The 16397-nt window shown below is 71.3% G+C and carries 19 protein-coding genes; 11 read left to right on the forward strand and 8 right to left on the reverse strand.

Annotated features, from left to right (window positions below; translation table 11 throughout):
- Nucleotides 1-21: 21 nt before the first annotated feature.
- Nucleotides 22-807 (reverse strand): alpha/beta fold hydrolase, encoded by a 786-nt coding sequence (locus CHC09_RS04320; protein ID WP_239137987.1) that lies wholly within the window; start codon nt 805-807, stop codon nt 22-24.
- Between the two features lie 63 nt (nt 808-870).
- On the opposite strand from CHC09_RS04320, the gene CHC09_RS48305 reads away from it, so the two are divergent.
- The 4 genes from CHC09_RS48305 to CHC09_RS04335 all read left to right on the forward strand — a co-directional run bounded on the left by CHC09_RS48305 (nt 871) and on the right by CHC09_RS04335 (nt 4081).
- Nucleotides 871-999: a hypothetical protein gene (locus tag CHC09_RS48305; protein ID WP_275407848.1), complete on the forward strand. Its 129-nt coding sequence runs from the start codon at nt 871-873 to the stop codon at nt 997-999.
- A gap of 94 nt (nt 1000-1093) precedes the next feature.
- The gene (locus tag CHC09_RS04325; protein WP_089291589.1) at nt 1094-2521 is read left to right on the forward strand and encodes a DNA-3-methyladenine glycosylase 2 family protein; all 1428 of its coding nucleotides are present in this window, start codon (nt 1094-1096) and stop codon (nt 2519-2521) included.
- Between the two features lie 138 nt (nt 2522-2659).
- The gene (locus CHC09_RS04330) at nt 2660-3157 is read left to right on the forward strand and encodes a methylated-DNA--[protein]-cysteine S-methyltransferase (protein ID WP_089291590.1); all 498 of its coding nucleotides are present in this window, start codon (nt 2660-2662) and stop codon (nt 3155-3157) included.
- A 222-nt stretch (nt 3158-3379) separates the two neighbouring features.
- A complete protein-coding gene (locus CHC09_RS04335) occupies nt 3380-4081 on the forward strand; it encodes a protein DA1 (protein WP_089291591.1) in 702 nt (233 codons plus the stop codon).
- A 425-nt stretch (nt 4082-4506) separates the two neighbouring features.
- Here the strand turns inward: CHC09_RS04335 and CHC09_RS04340 are convergent, their stop codons facing one another.
- Nucleotides 4507-5760: a Gfo/Idh/MocA family protein gene (locus tag CHC09_RS04340; RefSeq protein WP_089291592.1), complete on the reverse strand. Its 1254-nt coding sequence runs from the start codon at nt 5758-5760 to the stop codon at nt 4507-4509.
- Between the two features lie 102 nt (nt 5761-5862).
- Here CHC09_RS04340 and CHC09_RS04345 point away from each other — a divergent pair, with 102 nt between their 5' ends.
- Nucleotides 5863-6441, forward strand: coding sequence for a hypothetical protein (locus CHC09_RS04345; RefSeq protein WP_143232203.1), 579 nt, complete (start codon nt 5863-5865; stop codon nt 6439-6441).
- A gap of 19 nt (nt 6442-6460) precedes the next feature.
- Here the strand turns inward: CHC09_RS04345 and CHC09_RS04350 are convergent, their stop codons facing one another.
- Nucleotides 6461-7240, reverse strand: a complete 780-nt coding sequence (locus CHC09_RS04350) for a hypothetical protein (protein WP_089291594.1) — start codon at nt 7238-7240, stop codon at nt 6461-6463.
- 51 nt (nt 7241-7291) lie between these two features.
- Here CHC09_RS04350 and CHC09_RS04355 point away from each other — a divergent pair, with 51 nt between their 5' ends.
- The gene (locus tag CHC09_RS04355) at nt 7292-8428 is read left to right on the forward strand and encodes a DNA recombination protein RmuC (protein ID WP_179276935.1); all 1137 of its coding nucleotides are present in this window, start codon (nt 7292-7294) and stop codon (nt 8426-8428) included.
- A gap of 30 nt (nt 8429-8458) precedes the next feature.
- Here CHC09_RS04355 and CHC09_RS04360 read toward each other — a convergent pair whose 3' ends face one another.
- Complete coding sequence (locus CHC09_RS04360; protein WP_239138018.1) at nt 8459-9469, reverse strand: 4-hydroxy-3-methylbut-2-enyl diphosphate reductase; 1011 nt, start codon at nt 9467-9469, stop codon at nt 8459-8461.
- Between the two features lie 41 nt (nt 9470-9510).
- Here CHC09_RS04360 and CHC09_RS04365 point away from each other — a divergent pair, with 41 nt between their 5' ends.
- From CHC09_RS04365 to CHC09_RS04380, 4 genes are all read left to right on the forward strand, one after another.
- Nucleotides 9511-9978: a hypothetical protein gene (locus CHC09_RS04365; RefSeq protein ID WP_089291596.1), complete on the forward strand. Its 468-nt coding sequence runs from the start codon at nt 9511-9513 to the stop codon at nt 9976-9978.
- Nucleotides 9979-10040: 62 nt separating this feature from the next.
- On the forward strand, nt 10041-10571 hold the full coding sequence (locus CHC09_RS04370; protein ID WP_089291597.1) for a hypothetical protein: 531 nt from the start codon (nt 10041-10043) through the stop codon (nt 10569-10571).
- A gap of 9 nt (nt 10572-10580) precedes the next feature.
- Nucleotides 10581-11822 carry an exodeoxyribonuclease VII large subunit gene (gene xseA / locus CHC09_RS04375; RefSeq protein WP_089291598.1) on the forward strand — a complete coding sequence of 414 codons (1242 nt, stop codon included), beginning with the start codon at nt 10581-10583 and terminating at the stop codon, nt 11820-11822.
- Nucleotides 11823-12039: 217 nt separating this feature from the next.
- The gene (locus CHC09_RS04380) at nt 12040-12237 is read left to right on the forward strand and encodes an exodeoxyribonuclease VII small subunit (protein WP_089291599.1); all 198 of its coding nucleotides are present in this window, start codon (nt 12040-12042) and stop codon (nt 12235-12237) included.
- Between the two features lie 36 nt (nt 12238-12273).
- Here CHC09_RS04380 and CHC09_RS04385 read toward each other — a convergent pair whose 3' ends face one another.
- The gene (locus CHC09_RS04385) at nt 12274-12825 is read right to left on the reverse strand and encodes a DUF4245 domain-containing protein (protein ID WP_239137985.1); all 552 of its coding nucleotides are present in this window, start codon (nt 12823-12825) and stop codon (nt 12274-12276) included.
- Between the two features lie 100 nt (nt 12826-12925).
- On the opposite strand from CHC09_RS04385, the gene glpX reads away from it, so the two are divergent.
- Nucleotides 12926-13966 (forward strand): class II fructose-bisphosphatase, encoded by a 1041-nt coding sequence (glpX, locus tag CHC09_RS04390; protein ID WP_089291601.1) that lies wholly within the window; start codon nt 12926-12928, stop codon nt 13964-13966.
- Nucleotides 13967-14006: 40 nt separating this feature from the next.
- Here glpX and CHC09_RS04395 read toward each other — a convergent pair whose 3' ends face one another.
- The 3 genes from CHC09_RS04395 to CHC09_RS04405 form a co-directional block, all read right to left on the reverse strand.
- Nucleotides 14007-14618 (reverse strand): rhomboid family intramembrane serine protease, encoded by a 612-nt coding sequence (locus tag CHC09_RS04395; RefSeq protein ID WP_089291602.1) that lies wholly within the window; start codon nt 14616-14618, stop codon nt 14007-14009.
- A 48-nt stretch (nt 14619-14666) separates the two neighbouring features.
- Nucleotides 14667-15458 (reverse strand): S1 family serine peptidase, encoded by a 792-nt coding sequence (locus CHC09_RS04400; protein WP_089291603.1) that lies wholly within the window; start codon nt 15456-15458, stop codon nt 14667-14669.
- A gap of 68 nt (nt 15459-15526) precedes the next feature.
- Nucleotides 15527-16228: an aggregation-promoting factor C-terminal-like domain-containing protein gene (locus CHC09_RS04405; RefSeq protein ID WP_089291604.1), complete on the reverse strand. Its 702-nt coding sequence runs from the start codon at nt 16226-16228 to the stop codon at nt 15527-15529.
- Between the last annotated feature and the right edge of the window lie 169 nt (nt 16229-16397).

Below are 16397 nucleotides of genomic sequence, written 5' to 3' on the forward strand. Positions count from 1 at the left end.
GAACGCCAGTCTACGCAAGTGTCATCCGAAGAACTTCCGCAGTTCGGCAGCGACCAGCGCGGGTTTGCCACTGTTGTCCGCGGCGAGATGACCGACACCGCTCAAGGTGACCCGGGTCGCTTTCGGCAGCACCGGCTCGAGACCGTTCAGGACCGATTTGAGGTACGCGGGTGAGCGGTCCCCACCGAGCAGCAACGTCTCCGCCGTCACACGCGCGTACGCGCTCAGCGGCCCGGCCGCGTCCTCGACCACGGCCGCGTCCAGCCGCATCGTCGGCACCAGCGCCGCGATCTCCGGATTGCGCACCGCCAGGCCGGCCAGCGGCAACAGCACCGTTCGCGGCAGGAACCGGGCACCGCCGGTGCCCTTCACGACCGTGGTGAACGCGGCGCCCTTGCGACCGCGGGACAGCTCCGCCTCGTACCTGCCAAGCCAAGCGACCGGGTCGTGGCCGCCGTGCTTGAGCGGCGGCTCGTAGAGCGCGAGCCGCTCGATCGGCAACTCGAGGGCCGCACGCAGCGCGATGACCGCCCCGGAGCTGAGCCCGAACACGTTGCGCGCCCCCGTCTCGTCGAGGATCGCGGCCAGGTCGTCGATCTCGGCCCGCAGGCCGTGCCCGGGTGCGGCCGGACCGCTTTGCCCACGCCCACGGCGATCCGGGACGTAGACGGTGAAGTCGCCGGCCAGCGCGTGGGCCAGCTTCGTGAAGTTCGCCGAGCTCTGCAGACCGCCGTGCAGCAGCACGACCTTGGGGCCACCGTCACCGAAGACCCGCCACCGCACGTCCATCGCCACCAATGTCTCCATGCTGTCAACCGTAGTTGACAGTCCATGTGCCGTCAACTCAAGTTGACACCAACCTTCTCGATCATGCACCCCCGATTGATCGCCGAAGCTGCGGGCTACCCCGGGGAGACGTGGCCGATCACGACAGGTGCATGGCTGACCACGCACTACAGCGCCGAAGCGATCTGGATCCTCGACCCACCCCGCCACTGAGCCGTTGCCCGGCCAGCTCGAGCCCTTTCAGCTCTGACGGTCATGTCCGAAACCCGCCAGCCGATAGGTCGGTGTGCGGAGCAGACTCGGTGGCATGGAGCTGGACTTCGAACGTTGTTACCGCGCTGCCGACAGCCGTGACCAGCGGTTCGACGGATGTTTCTACACAGCGGTGCGGACCACCACGATCTACTGCCGGCCCTCCTGCCCGGCTGTCACGCCGAAGCGTGAGAACGTCGAGTTCTATCCGACCGCGGCCGCGGCGCAGCGCGCCGGCTTCCGGGCCTGCCTGCGGTGCCGGCCGGACGCGGCCCCCGGGTCACCGGAGTGGGACACGCGACTGGACACCGTCGGGCGGGCGATGCGGCTGATCGGCGACGGGATCGTCGACCGGGAGGGCGTCACCGGGCTCGCCGCGCGCCTCGGATACACGGAACGGCACCTCAACCGGATGCTGACCGCGGAGCTCGGGGCCGGGCCGCTGGCGCTAGCCCGGGCACAGCGGGCGCAGACCGCCCGGATCCTGGTGGAGACGACCGACCTGGGGCTGGCGGAGATCGCGTTCGCGGCCGGGTTCGGGAGTGTGCGCCAGTTCAACGACACGATGCTCGAGATCTACGCGCGGTCACCGAGCCGGTTGCGCGAGACCCGGCGGGCGGTCCAGCGCGAGGCCGGAACCATCAACCTCCGCCTGGCGTATCGGGCTCCGCTGCACGTGGGATCGCTGCTCGAATTCCTGGGCGCCAGGACGCTTCCGGGAGTGGACGAGCTGGACGGCGATACGTACCGGCGAGGGTTGGTCCTGCCACACGGCTTCGCGAGCGTCGCACTACGGCCGGCGGATCGCTGGATCTTCGCGACCTTGCGGCTGAGCGACGTCCGGGACCTCGCGCCCGCTGTGGCGCGATGCCGGCGACTGTTGGATCTGGACGCGGATCCGGACGCGGTCGACGGCATGCTGGGTTCCGACCCGGCGCTGGCGGCGGCTGTCCACGCGGAACCGGGAGTGCGTGTGCCGCGGGCCGTCGACGGCTTCGAAACGGCTGTCCGGGCCGTGGTCGGGCAGCAGGTCAGCGTCGCGGGGGCGCGAACCACGCTGGTCCGGCTGCTCCGGGCGGCCGGGACGGAACCCGTCGAGGGGCAGCTCTCCGGTTTCCCGGCCGCGGAGGTCGTCGCCGAGCTCCCGGACTCCGCCTTCGGCATGCCGGCGGCGCGGCGTGCCACCATCCGCACCCTGGCCGCCGCGGTCGCCGACGGCAAGCTCGACCTGGAGCCGGGCGCCGACCGCGCGGAGGCCACCGCTCGCCTGCTGGAGCTCCCCGGCATCGGCCCGTGGACCGCCGGTTACGTCGCGATGCGCGCGATGGGCGACCCGGACACCTTCCTCGCCACCGATCTGGCCGCGCGCCGTGGTGCGGCCGCGCTCGGTCTGCCGGACTCGGCGAAAGCGCTGGCCGGGTATGCCGAACGCTGGCGGCCCTGGCGCTCCTATGCGCTGATCCGCCTGTGGCGGGCGGCCTGACCCGAACGTACTCCCCCAACCGCCCGAGGAAAGCGTTGTCCACAGGCGGTTTCGCTCTCCACAGGCAGCGCGGAAAGCTGCTCCCGGCCGGCTGAAACGGGCCAGGATGGAACACCCTGAGACAAGGAGTCGAGAAGCATGTTGCGTCATTCGACGATGGACACTCCCGGCGGTGCGTTCACCCTGGTGGTCGCGGATTCCGGCGCGGTGCGCGCGTCCGGTTTCACCACCGAGTTGCCGGAGCTCGTCAGCTTGATCCACCCGTCGCTGGTGGAGCCGACGGAGCCGGCCGACGACGTCGGCGCGGCACAGGCCGCGGTGCGGGCGTATTTCGAGGGTGACCTGCTCGCACTGGATTCGGTGGTGGTGGAGCAGCACACCGGTGGCGAGTTCATGGCGCACGCCTGGCGGGTGATGCGCGAGATCAAGCCGGGTGATCCCGTGACGTATTCGCGCTACGCGGAGCTGTCCGGGCGCCCGGCGGCGATCCGGGCGGCGGCCGCGGCGTGCGCGCGCAACGCGGTGGCGCTGATCGTGCCGTGTCACCGGGTGCTGCGGACGGACGGCTCGCTGGGCGGATACCGGTGGGGCCTGCCGGTGAAGTCCTGGCTGCTGGAGCACGAGTCGGCCGGCTGAACACGGGCAAGGCGACCGCTGGAAGTCGGCCGAACACAAGCGAAGTGACACCTGGAGGCCGGCCCAACACAAACGAAGTGACACCTGGAGACCGGCTGGACAAACGAAGTGACACCTGGAGTCGGCCGGCTGAGGTGACCGCCCTCGGTGGCGGGTGGGCGGCACACTGGGCACGCGGCGGCAGCTCGATGCGTGGCGGTGAGGCGACATGACGGTCCGGCGGTGGTCGAGGTGAGACTGCCGCGCTGTGCCGCCTGTGGCCGGCTGATGTCGCTGACCGGGTTCGTCACGGAGAACGGTGAGCTGATCTGTCACCGGCACGCCCACGAGCAGCCGTCCGCCTGTTGCGGGCTGCCGGCCGATCTCACGCTCGGTACGGACCGGCCGCTGTGCCCGCGGTGCGCGACGACAGCGGTCCGCACCCAGCAGGATGTGAAGCGGGTGCTCCCACCGATCGCGGCGCGGATCCGGGCGCTGTCGATCCGGACGACGAAGCCGGTGCGGGTCCGGTTGGTGCCGCTGGCCGAGGCGCAGGGCCTGCTGAGCGGGCACGGCGAGGTGCAGGGCGTGACCGTCGCGGCGGGCACCGAGGTGATCGACCTGATGGTGGTCCGGGATCTACCGCTGATGCGGTTCGGGGCGGTGGTCTCCCACGAGGTGATGCACGCGTACCTGGCCCAGCAGGGGTTCGGGATGTTGCCCCAGCGGGTCGAGGAGGGGCTGTGCGAGCTGCTGGCGCACGCGTGGCTGAAGGATCAGCCGGGCGCGCCGGCGGAGTGGGAACGCCGCCGGATCGCGAACCGCCCCGATCCGGTGTACGGCGACGGTTTCCGGGCCGCCCGGGACGCCGCGATCCGGATGGGCGGCGTGCGCCGGATGCTGGAGCACGTCCGCCGGCACGGTGAGTTCCCCGGTCCACAGTAAAGCGTGCACGGCTTTTCCAGGCTGGTCGGCAAGCTCGAGGGCGGAACCGTGACCGGTGTCCCGCACGTTCCCGACGACCGTACCGTCGCATGGTGGTCCACCCCGGGAGCGACAGCCCGGTCACGTCGCTGAGCGCGGCGTGTCGATGGCCGTACCCCAGAAGCAGGTTGCGCTCCGGGACCACCCATCGGTCGTACCCGGATCGCGAAGCCTTGGCGGCCGGCGCCCGGCGGACGGCCGCGACCACCCGGAAAGCGACGCCCGCCATGGCGACCTCGACGTCGCGGCCGGCGCCGAGCCCGGTGAGCAGGTCGAAGTCGGCGCCGGGCAGGGCCAGGAACTGTGGCTGGACGGTCAGGCGCGCGGCTTCTTCGGTCATCTTCGCCACGCCGGTCATCGAGGTCAGCCGCGCGGGTCCATCGTGGTCAGAGAGCGACCACGGTTCCGGTGTGCCGTGCCTGCTCGGCGGCCCAGACGACGCGGTGGCTGTCGAGGCTGGCGGCCGCACCGGAACCGAGGACGGAGTCGTCGCGAGTGCGTACCGCGGTGAGGAACGCCTCGACCAGGCCGGCGTCGCCGCCGCCGTGTCCGCCGGCCGCGGTGCCGCCGGCGCCGGCCGGTACCGGGATGACCCGCTCGCCGCCGTCGCGGAAGTCGGTGAGCGTCAGGGTGCGACCGTCGCCCTCCAGACTGCCGTGACTGCCGAAGATCCGGGTCCGCCGGTAACCGTCGGAGGGCGAGAACGCGGTCATGGTCAGCGTCGCGGTGGCACCGCCGGCGAACTCGAAGTTGACCACCTGGTGATCGACCACGTCGTTGTCGCAGCGGTAGACGCAGCGGCCGTACGGGCCGGTCCGCAGCGCGTGCAGCACCCCCGCCTCGGTGGCGTCCGAGGTCACCGGGCCGAGCGGCCAGCGTTCCCGGCGCGCGTCGCCGAGGCAGCCGAGGTAGAGACGCTTGGCCGAGTAGGGGCACTCCCTCTCGACCGCGCAGTCCACGCACCGGTCGGCGGCGCCGGCCGGCTGCCGGTCCGGCCGGAAGTGCGCGAGCCCGCCGAACGACGACACCCGGGCCACGCCGTCTCCGACCACGTGCATGATCCAGTCCACGTCGTGACAGGACTTGGTGAGCAGCATCGGCCCGGACCCGGCCTCGGAACGCCAGTTGCCCCGAACGTACGAGTGCGCCTGGTGCCACCACCCGACCGGCTCCAGGTGCTGCACGTTGATCACGTCCCCGAGCGCCCCGTCCCGGATCAGCTCGCGCACCGTCGCGGTGTACGGCGTGTACCTCAGCACATGGCACACCGCGAAGATCCGCCCACTGGCCGCGGCCGCCTCCGCGATCCGCTCGGCCTCCGGCAGGGTGGGCGCCATCGGCTTCTCCAGCAGCACGTCGTACCCGCGCCCGAGCAGCGCGACCGCCGGCTCGACGTGCAGCTGATCCTGAGTCGCGACGATCACCGCGTCGGCGACCCGCGGCCCGTCCAGCAGCCCGGCCCAGTCCCGGTGGACCCGCGAGGCGGACAGACCGAACTCGGCGGCGAACCGTTCCCGCCGCTCGTCGTCGGGTTCCGCGACGGCGACCACCCGGGCCCGCCCGCTCTCCGCCGCCACCCTGGCGTACATCCCGCCACGGCTGCCCGCGCCCACCACCGCGATGCTGACCGAATCCGCCATTCCGCCCTCCCCGTTCGCACCGGTACCGGTGGGCACGGTCCCCGAATGGCAAAAGCCGCGATCCCGGGAGCCGGACCCGTGGTTCGGTCCACCATAGGAGGCATGCCGATCGCCCCGAAGGAGGTCGAGGCGCCCGCTGGAGACACCGTGCTGTTCCGGTCGTCGCCGGCCCGGACGTTCGTCACGGTGTTCGCCGTGCTGATGCTGTCGTTCCTGGTGGTCTCCCCGATCGTGGGGCGGCTCGCTCCCGACACCGATCCGTGGTGGGTGACCACCATCCAGGCGGTGATCGTCGGGGCCGCGGTCGCCGCCCTCTACTCGCTGTCCGCGCGGGCCGCGCTCTCCACCTGGGTGCGGATCTCCGCCGTCGGCCTGGAGCTGGCCGCCCAGGGCAGCGACCCGGTGCTGCTGGCCTGGGCGGACATCGCCGCCGTCACGGTGCGGCGGGACGGCCTGCGCACGGTGCTGGAGGTGACGCCGGTGGACCTGGACACGGTCCACCCGGTGCAGGACTCGGGAACGGGCTGGCCGGCACTCACCGAGACGTCACGCGGTCCGGCCTTCACCGCCGACCTGACCCAGATCTGGCCCAGCCCCCGCGCGCTCCGCCGGGAGCTGACCCGCCGGCTGCACCCCTATCCGCGGCCGGCCGCCGTCGTCCGGCCGCCGCAACCCTGGTGACAGCCGCCGCGGCGGAGACTCAGAAGTCGCCACCGCCGAAGTCGCCGCCACCGAAATCGCCGCCCCAGTCGCCACCGCCCCAGTCGCCGGCGCCGGCGGAGTCACCGCCGCCGAGGTCCCCGAGGCTGTTGGTGTCGCCGACATCGTTGCCGGCGTCGAAACCGTCCTGGTAGCCGTCCGCGTAGCCGACGTCGCCGAAGGCCGGCGAGAAGAGCGCATCGAAGATCAACATGCCGCCGAGGACACCGGCGCCGGTGCCGAGCGCGGTCTTCCAGACCGGCGTCGAATACCACCCGGCCGGCACCGGCCGACCCTGCACCCGGCCGCCCGGGTAGTAGTACGGGGTTTCCGCACCGGGTCGCGGCCCCGCCTTGTAGGCGTGCCCCTGCACGCTGACCTCGCGCTCCTGGGTGAGCTGCCCGACGCCCCGGGAGGAGGCGAGCGGCGGCAGGTCGGGGCCCGGATCAAGACCCATGGCGAGGCGACCCGCCCGCACGTAGGCCAGACCTTCCAGCGCGGACTCGCGCGCCAGTTCGAACTGTCGCACCGTGTTGGCCTGCTGCAACTGGCCACCGGCCGCGTTGTACCGCTCGCTCGCGTCGGCGAGGGCCTGCCGCGCGGCCGGGTCGTCGGCGTGCAGGTTCAGCACCTGACCGCCGAGCCGTTCGTACCACCGCTGCGCGTCGGCGCGGGCGTCTTGGAGCTGGGTCTGCTGGTGCTTTCCGCCGCCGCGCTGAACGCCGACGACGACCAGGGCGACGATCGCGACGATGGCCAGGATGAGCAACACGCCGTTCATGTTTCCCAAGGTACTCCCGGTGGTCTTGTCGCACGGTTCTGGCAATCTGCGATGGTGACGTTCTCGACGCTGGCCGTGATCCTGACCTGTCTGGCGACCGGTGCCGCCCTGGGCTGGCTGGCCGCCCGGGCCCGGGCGGCGGCCGACATCGCCCGCCTGGAGGCGACGGTGGCCGCGGCCCGCGACGGCGAGCATCGGCTGGAGCAGTCGATGCGGACGCTCTCCTATGAGGCGACCGCGCAGTCGCAGGAGGCGGTGGCCCGGGCGGTCGCGCCGCTGCACGACGCCCTGCGCCGCTACGAGCAGCGGGTCGCCGACCTGGAGCACGACCGCATCGACGCGTACGCGGAGCTGCGCGAGCAGGTGCGGGCGATGGGCGTCGTCTCCACCGAGCTGCGCGGCGAGACCCGGCAGCTGGTGTCGGCGCTGCGCACGCCGCAGGTACGCGGCCGCTGGGGCGAGCACCAGCTGCGCCGGATCGTGGAGGCGGCCGGGCTGCTGGAGCACTGCGACTTCGCCGAGCAGGTGACCAGCGAGACCGACCATCAGGTGGTCCGGCCCGACCTGGTGGTCCGGCTGCACGGCGGGCGCACCGTGGTGGTCGACGCGAAAGCGCCGCTGGAGGGCTACCTCTCGGCGATGGAGGCGCGCGACGAGCGGGACCGGGATCTCCACCTCGACCAGCACGCCCGGCACCTGCGGGCGCACGTGGACGCGCTGTCGGCGAAGGAGTACTGGAACGCGTTCGACTCCTCGCCCGATTTCGTGGTGCTGTTCGTGCCGGCCGACCCGTTCCTGGACGCCGCGCTGCAGCGTGACCCGGTGCTGATGGAGTACGCGTTCCGCCGCGACGTGGTGCTGGCCACCCCGGCGACGCTGATCGCGATGCTACGGACGATCGCGTTCTCCTGGCGGCAGGAGACGCTGACCGGCAACGCGGTCGCCGTGCACAGCCTGGCCCGGGAACTCTACGGCCGGCTCTCCACCCTCGGTGACCATGTGAGCCGGCTCGGGGTGTCGCTGAACGGGGCGGTCAGCGCGTACAACAAGGCGGTCGGCTCGCTGGAGTCGCGGGTGCTGGTCAGCGCCCGCAAGCTAGCCGAGATGGGCGTCTCGGACGAGGAGCTGGCGCAGCCACCCCAGATCGAGGTGGCGCCGCGCCAGCCTCAGGCGCCCGAGCTCAGCTAGCGGCCGCCTTCAGCCCCGAGCGCTCCGAACTCAGCCGGCGGCCGCCTTCTTCATGTCGCGGCGCAGCTCCTGCGGCAGGCTGAAGGTGAGGCGCTCCTCGGCGGTGGTGAACTCGGTGACCTCGCCGAAGCCACGCTCGGCGAGGTGCGCGAGGACCTCCATGACCAGCTCGTCCGGGACGCTCGCGCCGGACGAGACGCCGACCGTGCTGACGCCCTCGAGCCACTCGTCCTGGATCTCGGAGGCGAAATCGACCAGGTGCCCGGCCCGGGCGCCGGCACCGAGCGCGACCTCGACCAGCCGCACCGAGTTCGACGAGTTGGTGGAGCCGACCACGATCACCACGTCGCACTCCGGCGCGATCTCCTTGATCACGTGCTGCCGGTTGGACGTGGCGTAGCAGATGTCGTCGCTGGGCGGCGACTGCAGCAGCGGCAGCTTCGTCTTGAGCCGTGCCACGGTCTCCATCGTCTCGTCGACGGAGAGCGTGGTCTGCGACAGCCAGACGACCTTGGCCGGGTCGCGGACGACGACGTTCTCCACGTCGTCGGGGCCGTCGACCAGCTGGATGTGCGCGGGGGCCTCGCCGGCGGTGCCGATGACCTCCTCGTGGCCCTCGTGCCCGATCAGCAGGATGTCGTAGTCCTCGGCGGCGAACCGCTTGGCCTCGTGGTGGACCTTGGTCACCAGCGGGCAGGTCGCGTCGATCGCCTTGAGGTTGCGCTCGCGGGCCTGCTCGTGCACCTCCGGCGCGACACCGTGCGCGGAGAAGACCACGGTCGCGCCCTCGGGCACCTCGTAGTTCTCCTCGACGAAGATCGCGCCGCGGGCCTCCAGCGTGCTGACCACGTGCTTGTTGTGCACGATCTGCTTACGCACGTAGACCGGGGCGCCGTAGAGCTTCAGCGCCTCCTCGACGGTCTGCACGGCGCGGTCGACACCGGCGCAGTAGCCACGCGGCTTGGCGAGCAACACCCGCTTACGAGCTTCAGTCACCCCGCCATGGTACGTGCCCTTTCCCGGGAGCCGTCTGCCTGCGATCAGTGCCACAACCTTGGCCTCGGGTGGTAGAAGGTTCACCCATGGCGACGTCTTCCAAGATCAGCGATCACCCGTATCAGGTGATGATCGGGGCCGGCACGTGCGTGCTCGGTGCCCTGCTCACGGTCTTCGACCCGAGCGGGCTGGCGGTGCTGGCGGCCGGGGCGACGCTGGTCTGGTGGCATCGGCTGCGGCCCTCGGCCGGGTTCGCCGCGGTGGGCGCGGTGGCCGGTGCGGTCGCGGGCACGCTCGGGACTCTTGCGGTACGTACGGAGGAGCTCTGTTGCATGTTCGGCTGGAACGAGCACCGGGGCTGGCCGTACGCGTGGTTGTCCCGCGGGGGCGGCGCGGACAGTCCGGAGGCGGCCCGGCAGATGGCGATCGCGTCCGGCTGGGACTTCTCTTTCTTGCCTTTCGTCCTGGATGTTCTGGTCTGGGGTTGCCTGGGCATGTTGCTCACGATCGGGATCGGCCTGACCGGGCGGGCCTGGCGCGGCCGCGGGCGCTGACCTCCCGGCTTCTTGATCCGTTCCAAGCCGTACCGGGGCCGCCGGACGGGATACTCGGGTTCATGAACGTCGAGCGCTCCTCGCTCCCGGCGGTGGCACGGGTGATGACCGGCTGGTTGCTCTTCGGGGCCGGCCTGCTCAACCTGGCCACCGGCGTGGACGGGACGGTCTATGTGGTGTTCCACGTGACGGTGACGCTCGGTGGGGTGGTCCTGCTGACCCTGCACCGCATCCGGCCGGGCCGGACCGAGTACGCCGTCGCCACCCTCGTCACCGTGGCCGGCTTCGGGTTCGGTCTGCCCCCGGTCACCACCCGGTGCTGTCTGGCCGGGTACCCGGAGCGCCACGGGTTTCCGTTCCCGTTCCTGGGCACCGGCGACGGCATGCACGCCGACCTGCGCTACCTCGGCGCCGACCTGGTCTTCTGGGCGTGCGCCGGGCTGGTCGCGCTGGCCGGGACGCGGGCGGTCGAGCGGCGGCTGCCGGAACGGCGCGTGCCGGTGGAGCTGGCCGGATACCTGGGGTGGCACGGCGAGTCGCACGCGTACGCGGCGCAACATCGCACCGACGAAAATGTCGGTGGGCTGACCTAGTCTTGCCGGGTGAACGAAGCCCAGGCCGCCGCGCCGCCGAAGAGCACCGCCGAGGAGCCGTGGCCGGTGCGCGTCGTCAGCCAGAAGGTCGGCGCCTGGATCGCCAAGCTCGGCTGGGTCTGGGTCGACGGGCAGGTCGCCCAGATCAGCCGCCGCGCCGGCTCGGGCGTGGTCTTCCTGACCTTGCGGGACCCGGCGGCCGACCTGAGCCTGACCGTCACCATGCACCGCGACGTGCTCGAGGCGGGCGCACCCGAGCTGGCCGAGGGCGCCCGGGTGACGCTGCACGCCAAGCCGGAGTTCTACCCGGCGCGGGGCACGCTGAGCCTGCGCGCCGACGAGATCCGCCAGGTCGGCCTCGGCGAGCTGCTGGCCCGGCTGGAGCGGTTGAAGAAACTGCTCGGCGCCGAGGGCCTGTTCGCCCGTGAGCGCAAGCGCCGGCTGCCGTTCCTGCCCACCCGGATCGGCCTGATCACCGGGCAGAACACGGCTGCCGAGCGGGACGTGCTCATGAACGTGCGGCGGCGCTGGCCGGCCGCCGAGTTCCGGGTCGCTCACGTGTCGGTGCAGGGTCCGAACTCGGTGCCGCAGATCCTCGGCGCGCTCAAGGTGCTGGACGACGACGAGACCGTCGACGTGATCGTCATCGCCCGGGGCGGTGGCAGCGTGGAGGATCTGCTGCCCTTCTCCGACGAGGCGCTGTGCCGGGCGGTGTTCGCCGCGCGCACCCCGGTGGTCAGCGCGATCGGCCACGAGACCGACACCCCGCTGCTGGACTACGTCGCTGACCTGCGCGCCTCCACGCCGACCGACGCGGCCAAGCGGATCGTCCCCGATCTCGGCGACGAGCTGCGGCTGATCGAGCAGGCGCGGGGCCGCCTCGACCGCGGGGTGCTGGCCCTGATCGACCGGGAGCGGCAGCGGATCGAGGCGTGGCGGTCCCGGCCGGTCCTGGCCCGGCCGGAGACGCTGATCGAGCAGCGGTCCGGCGAGGTGACCGCGCTGCGCGACCGCGCCGGCCGGAGCCTGGAGCACCGGGTGCGACGGGCCGACGACGAGCTGCGGCACACCCTGGCGCGGCTGCGGGCGCTGTCGCCGCTGGCCACGCTGGAGCGGGGTTATGCGATCGTGCAGCGCGAGGACGGGCACGTGGTGCGGGCGGCCGACGAGGTGGAGTCGGGCGATCCGCTGCGGGTCCGGCTGTTCGAGGGATCGCTGACCGCAGTGGTCACCCCGGAAACGAACGAATGAGCAAATCATCAGGCTCGGTTGTCGGCTCATGTCGGCTCCGGAGCGAAGCGGAGGTGGCGGGCATGAGCGAGCTTGCGAGCGAATCAGTCAGCTCAGGTGTTGGCTCATGTCGACGCCGGAGCGCAGCGGAGGTGGCGGGCATGAGCGAGCTTGCGAGCGAATCGGTCAGCTCAGGTGTTGGCTCATGTCGACGCCGGAGCGAAGCGGAGGTGGCGGCATGAGCGACGAGAGTCTGAGTTACGAGCAGGCGCGGACCGAGCTGGCCGAGGTGGTCGGGCGGCTGGAGCAGGGCGGCGGCAGCCTGGAGGAGTCGCTCGCGCTCTGGGAGCGGGGCGAGAAGCTCGCCGACATCTGCCAGCGCTGGCTGGACGGCGCCCGCGAGCGGATCGACGCCGCCCGGGCCAACCGGGGCTGACCGGGCGTTCGACGCCCTGCCTCAGGGCGGAGGCCCCTACTTCAGGGCAGAGGCCAGGATCTCGAGGTTCTTCTGGTCGGTCTTGCCGATGATCAGCACCGTGCGCTTCCCCTCGGTGTAGATCAGCACGGTCTCCTCCGGGCGACCGCTGTAGACCATCCAGCTCCGCGCGTCGGTCCGGTACGCCCCGGTGCGCTTGCCGTCCTTGCCCACCTCGGCCGGGACCAGGCTCTCCGCCGGCGTGGTGCTCTCCACCAGCTGCACCGGGCTGTCGTCCGGGTCGACGTAACCGATCCGGAGCGTGGCTCCGCCGCTCTCCCGCTTGAAGTTGGCGGTGGTGACCCGCCAGTCCGCGCTCAGCCCGGCCGGCACCAGCACGGTGAACTCCCTCGACGCCAGCTCGATCGACGAGGCGGGGTCGACGGTCAGCGGCTCGTCGCCGCTGAGCACCACCCGGTAGAAGGTGAGCATCAGCGCGATCGGCACGATCAGCACCAGCAAGGACAGGGCCATGTCGCGCGGCGAGCGGCCCTCACGCTTGGTCAGGCGCGGCTGAGCCGGCGGGGTGTCGGTAGCAGGGGGTTCCACGTGCTCATTGTTAACCATGTCGCTGAACCGGGACTTGGCACGTCCGAAGATGTGAGGATCGAGGGAATCACCAGCCCCGCAACGACGCGAGGAGGCCGACATGCCTGCCAGGATTCCCCAGGATCTCGACCGCAACATCGCCCTTGACCTGGTCCGCGTGACCGAGGCCGCCGCCATGGCGGCCGGCCGCTGGGTCGGGCGCGGAGACAAGAACGGTGGCGACGGCGCGGCCGTCGACGCCATGCGCAAGCTCATCAACTCGATCCAGATGCGGGGCGTCGTCGTGATCGGCGAGGGTGAGAAGGATGAAGCCCCGATGCTCTACAACGGCGAACGGGTCGGCGACGGCACCGGGCCGGAGGTGGACGTCGCGGTCGACCCGGTCGACGGCACCACCCTGATGAGCAAGGGTATGCCCGGCGCCGTGGCCGTCCTGGCCGTCGCCGAGCGGGGCGCGATGTTCGACCCCAGCGCGGTCTTCTACATGGACAAGATCGCGGTCGGCCCGGACTGCGCCGACGTGATCGACATCAACGCCGGTCCGACCGAGAACCTCCGCCGGATCGCCAAGGCCAAGCGGTCCAGCATCTCCGACGTGACCGTGTGCATCCTCGACCGGCCGCGGCACGCGGCGCTGGTCGAGGAGGTCCGGCGGGCCGGGGCGAACATCAAGTTCATCTCGGACGGCGACATCGCCGGCGCGATCTCGGCGGCCCGCTCGGAGTCCGACGTGGATGTGCTGATGGGAATCGGCGGCACGCCCGAGGGGATCACCGCGGCCTGTGCGATCAAGTGCCTGGGCGGCATGATCCAGGCGAAGCTCTGGCCGCTCGACGAGTCGGAGCGGCAGAAGGCGATCGACGGCGGCCACGACCTGGACCGGGTGCTCACCACCGACGACCTGGTCACCGGCGACAACTGCTTCTTCGTCGCGACCGGGGTGACCTCCGGTGACCTGCTCAAGGGGGTTCGGTACCGGGCCGGTGGCGCACACACCCAGTCGATCGTGATGCGGTCGAAGAGCGGGACGATCCGGGTGATCGACTCGTATCACCGGCTGGAGAAGCTGGCGCTCTACTCCGCGGTGGACTTCGAGGGCCGCCTGTCGGCCGGACCGAGCGGGGACGAGCCGAGCCGCTGAGCCGTGCGGCGGGGGCCCGGCCCGGGTCCCCGCCGGGCGATCAGCGCCGGCGGAACAGGAACGCGGCGACGAAACCGCCGACCAGGCCGAGCAGATGACCCTGCCAGGAGACCGTGCGATCGGTCGGCAGGATGTTGTAGACCTGGTACCAGTAGAGCAGCCCGATGAAGGCGGCCACGCCCAGGTTCCACCAGCTGCGCTCGACGAAGCCACGGCCGAAGAGCAGGCCGAGATAGCCGAAGATGACGCCGCTGGCCCCGACCACGATGGTGTCGGGATCGCCGACGAACCACACGCCCAGGCCGCTGATCAGCATGATGGTCAGCGTCGACCAGATGAATCGGCGAGCCCCGCCGGCCAGCGCGAACGTGCCGACCAGGATGAGCGGCACCGCGTTGCCGTAGAGGTGGTCCCAGCCGGCGTGCAGGAACGGGCTGAACAGCACCCCGTCCAGCCCGTCGAGGTGGTGGGGGATGATGCCGCCGGCCACGTCCAGGGTGCCGGGGCCGAGAGCGACGTCCAGCGCTTCGACCAGGAACAGAATCGGGATGACCGCGCACATCGTGACGAAGGCGCGCCCGATGGACGCATAGAACGCGTCGGTGCCGAATCTGGCCTCATCGGTACGCGCGACGGCCGGCCGATAGCTCATGACTCGAATGCTCCCAGGCGTCCGGGTCACCGGCCACCCGAGCGCGTGTCAGGAAAGTTTTCGGGTGGCTTCCAGGATCGCCGTCCGGAACTTGGAGATCTGCGTGTAGACCCCCGGGTACGCGTCCCGGGCACAGCCCAGCCCCCAGCTCACGATGCCGACCTGGGCCCACTGCCCGTCCCTGCCGCGCCGCACCATCGGACCGCCGGAATCGCCCTGGCAGGTGTCCACCCCGTGCCGCCCGGCGCAGATCGAGTCCTCCTTGACCAGGGCCACCTTCGCGGCCAGGTACGCCTTCGCGCACGTGTCGTCCGGAATCGTGGGCACGGTCGCGTAATGCAGCCGCTGCTCCTGGCGCAGCGCGCTCTCCGTGGTCTGGCCCCACCCCATCACGGTGCCCTCGCCCTGATCACTGGAGGCGTCCGGGACCAGGCGGAGGGTGGGCAGGCCGAGCACCCGGTCCAGCTTGACCACCGCCCAGTCGTTGCCCTTGGTCTCGGTGGTGAAGCCGGGTGCGCGGATCACTTCGAGCGAGTGCGCGGTGAGCGCGGTCTTCGCCTTCAGGTCGGTCGATCCGGCGGTCACCGCGATCTTCTTGTTCGCTCCGGTGGGGCCGACGCAGTGCCCGGCGGTGAGCACCACCCGGGGTGCGGTGAGCGCGCCGCCGCAGCCCATCGAGAGCCGGACCGCCCAGGGGAACTCCCCGGCCTTTGCCACGTTGCCCCCGACCACCTCGGTGATCGGTCGGCCGCCGACACTCGCGCGGGCCGGCACGTCACCGGCGGCGAGGACGACCGCCACGGCTATCGCCAGAACGGCCGAGGCGACATTTCGTACCATATGGACATTTTCTCACAGAGAAAAGGGCCGCACGGCTTGCCGCGCGGCCCTTTTTCGGTCTCAGAGTCTCAGTACCAGCCCACGTTCTCGGAGTGGTTCCAAGCCCCACACGGGGTGTCGTAGCGGTCCTCGATGTAGCCGAGGCCCCACTTGATCTGCGTGGCCGGGTTGGTCTTCCAGTCGTCCGCGATCGAGGCCATCTTGCTGCCGGGCAGCGCCTGCGGAATCCCGTACGCCCCGGAGCCGCTGTTGAGGGCCTTGTAGTTCCAGCCGCTCTCCCGCTTCCAGAGCTTGTCCAGGCACGGGAACTGGTCGATCTCGAAGCCGGCGTCCAGCATCAGCGCGCACCCGACTCCGCGGCTACCCGGGAACTCGCTGCACGAGCTGGGGATCTCGCCTGCGAACGGCACCGCCCCGCCGGACTCCCTGGCCTTCTTCTCCGCGGCGGCCTTCTTCTCGGCCTCCTCGGCGGCGATCACCTTCTGCTCCAGGGCGCGCGCCTTGCTCGCGGCGCTCTTGGCCTCGACGGCGGCCTTCGCCGCGGCGGCGTTCTCCGCCGAGTGGCGGTACGCCCGGGCGGCGGCGTGGTCGGCCTGCCGTTCCTTCAGGAGTGCGACCTCTTCGGCGTTCGCCTGCATGACGAGCTGCGTTTCCGCGCTCTGCTGCTGGCTGTTCTGGCTCTGTCCGAGGTACACGCCGCCACTGAGTCCCGCCACCAGCAGACCGACAGACGCCGTACGAACTCCGAGCCGGCTCCAGAGCCGATTCACGAAGATTCCCTTCGTCGGGGGCAATGACGCGGCACGCCTCCACCAGATGGCGGACGGTCGTGCCGCGAGCACCGCGACCCGTCAGGCCGCCTCGCGGCCGCGAGGGGGTGGCCTCCGTCGATCTCCGACGCGCTGCCACTCGCTGGTGCTCGCCAGACACCATGGCGCA

This window comes from Actinoplanes regularis (assembly GCF_900188005.1).
Classification (GTDB): domain Bacteria; phylum Actinomycetota; class Actinomycetes; order Mycobacteriales; family Micromonosporaceae; genus Actinoplanes; species Actinoplanes regularis.

Bases quoted from the DNA above. Each gene is read 5' to 3' on its own strand.
- CHC09_RS04320 (WP_239137987.1), bottom strand. From the start codon at position 807: ATGGAGACATTGGTGGCGATGGACGTGCGGTGGCGGGTCTTCGGTGAC.
- CHC09_RS48305 (WP_275407848.1), top strand. From the start codon at position 871: ATGCACCCCCGATTGATCGCCGAAGCTGCGGGCTACCCCGGGGAGACG.
- CHC09_RS04325 (WP_089291589.1), top strand. From the start codon at position 1,094: ATGGAGCTGGACTTCGAACGTTGTTACCGCGCTGCCGACAGCCGTGAC.
- CHC09_RS04330 (WP_089291590.1), top strand. From the start codon at position 2,660: ATGTTGCGTCATTCGACGATGGACACTCCCGGCGGTGCGTTCACCCTG.
- CHC09_RS04340 (WP_089291592.1), bottom strand. From the start codon at position 5,760: ATGGCGGATTCGGTCAGCATCGCGGTGGTGGGCGCGGGCAGCCGTGGC.
- CHC09_RS04345 (WP_143232203.1), top strand. From the start codon at position 5,863: ATGCCGATCGCCCCGAAGGAGGTCGAGGCGCCCGCTGGAGACACCGTG.
- CHC09_RS04350 (WP_089291594.1), bottom strand. From the start codon at position 7,240: ATGAACGGCGTGTTGCTCATCCTGGCCATCGTCGCGATCGTCGCCCTG.
- CHC09_RS04355 (WP_179276935.1), top strand. From the start codon at position 7,292: ATGGTGACGTTCTCGACGCTGGCCGTGATCCTGACCTGTCTGGCGACC.
- CHC09_RS04365 (WP_089291596.1), top strand. From the start codon at position 9,511: ATGGCGACGTCTTCCAAGATCAGCGATCACCCGTATCAGGTGATGATC.
- CHC09_RS04370 (WP_089291597.1), top strand. From the start codon at position 10,041: ATGAACGTCGAGCGCTCCTCGCTCCCGGCGGTGGCACGGGTGATGACC.
- CHC09_RS04380 (WP_089291599.1), top strand. From the start codon at position 12,040: ATGAGCGACGAGAGTCTGAGTTACGAGCAGGCGCGGACCGAGCTGGCC.
- glpX (WP_089291601.1), top strand. From the start codon at position 12,926: ATGCCTGCCAGGATTCCCCAGGATCTCGACCGCAACATCGCCCTTGAC.
- CHC09_RS04395 (WP_089291602.1), bottom strand. From the start codon at position 14,618: ATGAGCTATCGGCCGGCCGTCGCGCGTACCGATGAGGCCAGATTCGGC.
- CHC09_RS04400 (WP_089291603.1), bottom strand. From the start codon at position 15,458: ATGGTACGAAATGTCGCCTCGGCCGTTCTGGCGATAGCCGTGGCGGTC.